The organism is Methyloglobulus sp., from assembly GCF_046714055.1.
Lineage (GTDB): Bacteria > Pseudomonadota > Gammaproteobacteria > Methylococcales > Methylomonadaceae > Methyloglobulus.
In genome coordinates, this window is sequence record NZ_JBKKBJ010000127.1 from 1 (window position 1) to 5,133 (window position 5,133).

A 5,133-nucleotide genomic window follows, 5' to 3' on the forward strand; every position below is an offset into this window, starting at 1 on the left:
TTCAAACGCCGCGTGGATACCGGGCTATTGCAGACCGTTACCGTAGGCAACTCAGCCGCCAGCGTTGCAAAATAAGCTCAGGATCATCGGCGGGCAGTGGCGCAGCCGTCAGATCAGCTTTTACGATGCACCCGGACTAAGGCCGACCCCGGCGAGAGTCCGGGAAACCCTGTTCAACTGGCTGCAATACGACATCATCGGCAGCCGCTGCCTGGATTTATATGCCGGTAGTGGTGCGCTGGGCTTCGAAGCCGCCTCCCGTGGCGCAAAATCGGTAGTCCAAGTCGAAAACAACAGCGGGGCCTGCCGCGCCTTGAAAGAAAACGCCGTCAAGCTGTCCGCCACACAGGTCAAAATCGTCCAAAGTGATGTGTTCCGCTTTCTGGCGGATGATGCCGAACCGTTTGATATCGTCTTCCTCGACCCCCCTTTTGCCAAGGACTTGGTAACACAAACTTGTCTATGGTTGGAAGATAAAGGCTGGTTAAGCCAACATGCGAAAATTTATGTAGAGGCTGAATGTAAGATGAAATTTCTTGATGCCCTGCCAGATAAATGGCAGATTCTAAAAAATAAAACAGCAGGAGAAGTTACTTATCATTTATTTGAAAGGAACGATGTCCCGTAATCGGGATATAGCAACTATTGCAATCACATCTGGTGATGAAAGCCTTCTATTGATCCCTAGTGGACACTCAATCTGTTTTTAGGGAATCTCTAATAATCCCCTCTCCCATTGGGAGAGGGGTGTAATACCAATCCCAATAAGTTGCTATATGAATCCCCTCATCCTGGCCTTCTCCCTCTGGAGAAGGTTTCAATGAGAACTTATTGGGATTGGTATTACAATATTTTCCAGACTGGCATGACATGCTGCATCCAACAATCTCAGCATACCAACAGCATTGCTTTCTACGTCGTAAATAGGATCATCGTTAAATGTCTTGGGTAATATGATTGAAACAAGATGAAATACTACTTGGGCATCCTTCAACAGCTTGCTCAATATCAGCTGCAAAAGCAAAATCTCCATCTATTCATTCGATAAGTTCTTGCTTGGTAAACTCACGGTAAGGCGAATGTTCAACCTATCGAACACCCTTATCAAAATGACCAGCCGATAGCAAAGCACCACACAAATGCGAACCGATAGCCCGATCCGCTCAAAACCAAAAAAAGCTTTTTTATTACTGACCTATAGACAAGGTGGGGATTATTTTTTAGGTTTTAACACCACAATATCTTGAAAATTGTGAATACCACCATGGTGATAATCAACGATGTCAAACCATTTTCCCCAATGCGACCGCACATAATCCTCCGGAACAAAAGTGATGCCATATTCAAAAGGCTCCTCGACCATTTTTTTTGAGTCGGATACGGTATCTTTTGCCCGCTCAATATCAGATGCATTCTCAAGTACTGTGGTAAGGTGTCCAAATTGCAAGACAAAAGCATGGCGGTTTTCGGCAAATTCCAGTTGGGCACGCTCAAATCTCTGCTCATCCATGGCTAACATAGCACGGATTGTAGGTTCATTTAGCGCACGTTCGAGAGCCCGTTTTCCATGGACAGTCAGAAAAAGTCTTCCCACCGGCGAACAGACTCTATATAGTTCAGATAAGAACTGATCCTGGCTCTTCTCGGTCAAATGCGTAAATATTGAAATAGAAATGATCGCCTCAAACTCATTGTCTTCATAGGGTATTGGAGGGGTGACCTTTGATAATTTCGCCTCCATAAAGGCCAAGTTATTATTGATCCAGTCAACATGTCTAGCATCTATATCACAACCGGCAATCCTCCCAGAATGACCCTTGAACATGCGGGCAAGACGACCACATCCACAACCAAAATCCAAAATGGACGAAAACTCTGAAAATGGTTTTGAAGAGGCTGCTGTTAGTGCACGATAGATATCAGTCCCGTGAGCGGCAAAATCCTGCTCGTTCTGTAGGCCAGACACATTAGCCATCAATTCGATCGGTGGAAATGGACTAACATATCGTTTTAGTTCAGGATTAGTAAAAATTTGGACGCGGTTTAATCCCATCCACTCTTCAAGAGGTATTCGACATCCAGACTTTAGTTGATTCATTAAAATTCCCTTAATTTATTAATACTTGATTTCAATTTGATTACCCGATTAACAAATCTATGTGCAATATTTTCCTGCTTATTTCGCGCAAATTTCAAGAATACCATTTCCACAGGCTATGCTGGCGGAACGGTTGAATGGCCCGTACTTTTGCCAGAACCAATGCACAGGGTTATCGTTTGGATCACCCGTGACATGTTTCCATTGGTGCATTTGTATTGGCTAGGAGCCTCCCATTGAAGGAAAGAATTAAGGTGTTGCCCAACATGCTCATCCCAATAGCTTGCTGTCTTGTATCGGTCTACATTCGTGTCCATAACTTGTTCCTTTTCCTTAGATGATTTGCTTGTAAAAAAGTACGCTTTACAGGTTAATGATTCCAATATTTTGCAAAAAACAAGTACTTGAACCTAAGTTTTCAGGTATTTTGTCGCCGAATAACTTGCTAAAAACACTACATACACTGAGTAATAGCTGCGTTTCAAAAATATCACGCCCAAAAACTTATATTAATATATCGCCAAAGTTTCTTCAGCCATAGCGCTTGAAGTTTTATCATAGCTCGTGGACTTTGTTAGTGAGTACAGTTTCTCTCTCGAGAGCACCAAATCTAAGAGTTGCCGGTACAAATAATCCGCACTGCCGCGTTCAAAAGCATAACCGTTTGTACCAGAATCAAGAAACTCGGTCATCCCTGAAACATTCGAGACCAGAACTGGCGTATGTGTAGCAAGGGCATTCAAAAGTACAAGTGGGCTGTTTTCATACCAGCGGGATGGGATCACTAACAGGTCAATATCTTGCAGTATACTAGCCATGGATTCTTTCGGGAAAGTACCCAAAAATTGGGCATCGTACCCTGTGGCGAGTGCTTTCAAGTTGGCCATATAAACAGCGTCTTGGTCTTCTGGCCCATAGATGCGTAGCTGCGCTGAATTACGGGGTAAACGGCAAAATGCTTCAATTAGCAGGTCGGTTCCCTTGTGGGGGGCAATTTGGCCTATGAAGCCAATGGTTGGCACATGCCCCTTAGGTCGTTCCGGTTTTGGACTGCGATCTATATCCACGCCAAACCAGATGTCATGCAAAGGAGTTTCCATGCCATTAGCCCGGTATGCGTCGCCGAGAAACTTGGTAGGTGCAATTGCCGCACGATATCCGTTGTTATAAAGGTTGTTTAGCACATCAGGCCGACAGGCAATATCTTCGATCAACATATCCATTTGCCCGCCTTTGATGCCAGGGAATTTGTGCAATGCGACAGCTACTGTAGCAATGGTCTTTGCAGCAAAAGGTGTAGTTGCCTTTCGCATCCAGCCTTGTGCATGAGGGCTACGGGCTGCTTCTTTTAGGTAGCAAGCTACGCAGTTAGTACGGGTTGCAGATGGCCCGGCACACAACTCACCATCAGCGGCTTCAAGTTTATTGTTGAAACAAAAACCAAAAAAATCTGTAAATGTCGCGTAAGTCGGAATCCCAAGCTTTGCAGTGATTTCGAGCAAAATGGCAGTGTGGTTGATCAGGTGGGTGACGTGAACAACATCAGGCTGAAGCTCGCTTAAGATCTGCTCAAATACGGGACCCATGTCAGGCTGATAATAGGTTTCTTTAACACGGGTATGCGGCAGGTGGTTTTTGTCGATACAAACGACCTTTATTCCCTGGTATTCGTATCGTGTCACCAAGTCAGCGGCGCTCGGCTCACCCTGAAAAATGGCTGACACTACTGTTACGTCATGTCCCCACGCCTGATAGTGGCGGGCCAGGTCAAGCGTATAAGTTTCGGTCCCGTAAAAATGATTGGGAAAGAAACAGTGAACGAAAAAAGTAATTTTCATGATGACGGAGATTTTTGTGTGCGCCCAATTTCGGCATACAGTTCAGCATAGGATTTATTCATCGCCTGAATGGAGAAATGTTCCTGAACGCGGGTGGCTTGTTGTTGGCCTATGCTTTCGCGTAGCTCTGGCGAATCCAACAGGTTAATAGCGATATCTGCCAGCCTATCGGCATCTGCTGGCGGGGCGAGCAATTGCGTATTGTCAACAATTTCCCCGATTGCGTCTATGTCATATCCAATGACCGGAATTCGCATGTTCATGGCAAAGGAACTCACTTGACCAAAACTCTCTTTCCAAACTGGGGCAATAAACACGGACATGCGACGATAGAATTCAGGCAACGCTTCATATCTTACATACCCAGTGAATTCGAAACATTCCTGCACACCTGCCAATTCAACGGCTTTCTGAAATGGTGCAAGCAGGCTGCCCCCACCTATAATCAGGATACGCGTCTGAGGACGACGTTGCGCGATTCGAATGAAAGGTTCGATGGATTGCCCGTTGAGTTTGTCTTCTTCAAGCCGATAGACCATACCCACACAGTCACTGGGGAGTTTCTCGTGCAGATCACGGTCAAAGTGCGAAAAATCCGAACCAGGATAGATCGTAATATGTCGAGAATTTTCCTGACCAAAAACATGACGAACATAGTCACTCACATAGACATAGCGAACAACAGTATCCGATATATACGGAGTGACCGGGGTATTTACATTTTCAATGACGGGTAGACCCAGTTGTCCTGCCGCTTCTATGGCTTTTACATACCAAGGCTCGTCAGTATCACCCCAGTAGTGGACATGGACAAAATCCGGTTGAGTCCGTTGAAAATATTCGAGAAAAGGCGCTTCATCTAACGGGAATCGGCACTCTTCGATTTCCAGTCCGACATATGCAGGCGGATCGGGAATAAAGCTTGTGATCACGCGCTGATTATATTCGCCGCCAAGGTATTCAATGAGGTCAACCACAAGGCGGGACGAACCACCCATCATAAAATTAGCAATCACATGCACGACACGTTGACGAACAGGCGCTACAGTTGCTGGCGGCTTTACAAGATAAGCACTGTTTTCGACTATTTTATCAAGTGAAACTTGCCGAGCTTTTAGACGCTGCTGACGGAGCTTTGATATTATTGGTGCAACCTTTGCCCGGAATGCTTTCGGGATAATCAGCCCAGCACTTAAA

General features: G+C 45.4%; 4 protein-coding genes. 1 reads left to right on the forward strand and 3 read right to left on the reverse strand.

Features of this window, described 5'->3' with window-relative positions; translation table 11 throughout:
• Positions 1–64: 64 nt before the first annotated feature.
• Positions 65–628: a 16S rRNA (guanine(966)-N(2))-methyltransferase RsmD gene (rsmD, locus tag ACLQ6D_RS07800; protein ID WP_411726724.1), complete on the forward strand. Its 564-nt coding sequence runs from the start codon at positions 65–67 to the stop codon at positions 626–628.
• Positions 629–1,213: 585 nt separating this feature from the next.
• Here rsmD and ACLQ6D_RS07805 read toward each other — a convergent pair.
• The 3 genes from ACLQ6D_RS07805 to ACLQ6D_RS07815 all read right to left on the reverse strand — a co-directional run.
• Positions 1,214–2,098 carry a class I SAM-dependent methyltransferase gene (locus ACLQ6D_RS07805; RefSeq protein ID WP_411726725.1) on the reverse strand — a complete coding sequence of 295 codons (885 nt, stop codon included), beginning with the start codon at positions 2,096–2,098 and terminating at the stop codon, positions 1,214–1,216.
• Between the two features lie 509 nt (positions 2,099–2,607).
• Complete coding sequence (locus tag ACLQ6D_RS07810; RefSeq protein WP_411726726.1) at positions 2,608–3,936, reverse strand: glycosyltransferase family 4 protein; 1,329 nt, start codon at positions 3,934–3,936, stop codon at positions 2,608–2,610.
• On the reverse strand, positions 3,933–5,133 hold a 1,201-nt coding region (locus ACLQ6D_RS07815), incomplete at its 5' end, for a glycosyltransferase family 4 protein (RefSeq protein ID WP_411726727.1). The genes ACLQ6D_RS07810 and ACLQ6D_RS07815, both read right to left, overlap by 4 nt.

What these genes read in the sequence shown, in the direction of transcription:
- ACLQ6D_RS07810 (WP_411726726.1), bottom strand. Translation starts at nt 3,936, where the DNA reads ATGAAAATTACTTTTTTCGTTCACTGTTTCTTTCCCAATCATTTTTAC.
- ACLQ6D_RS07805 (WP_411726725.1), bottom strand. Translation starts at nt 2,098, where the DNA reads ATGAATCAACTAAAGTCTGGATGTCGAATACCTCTTGAAGAGTGGATG.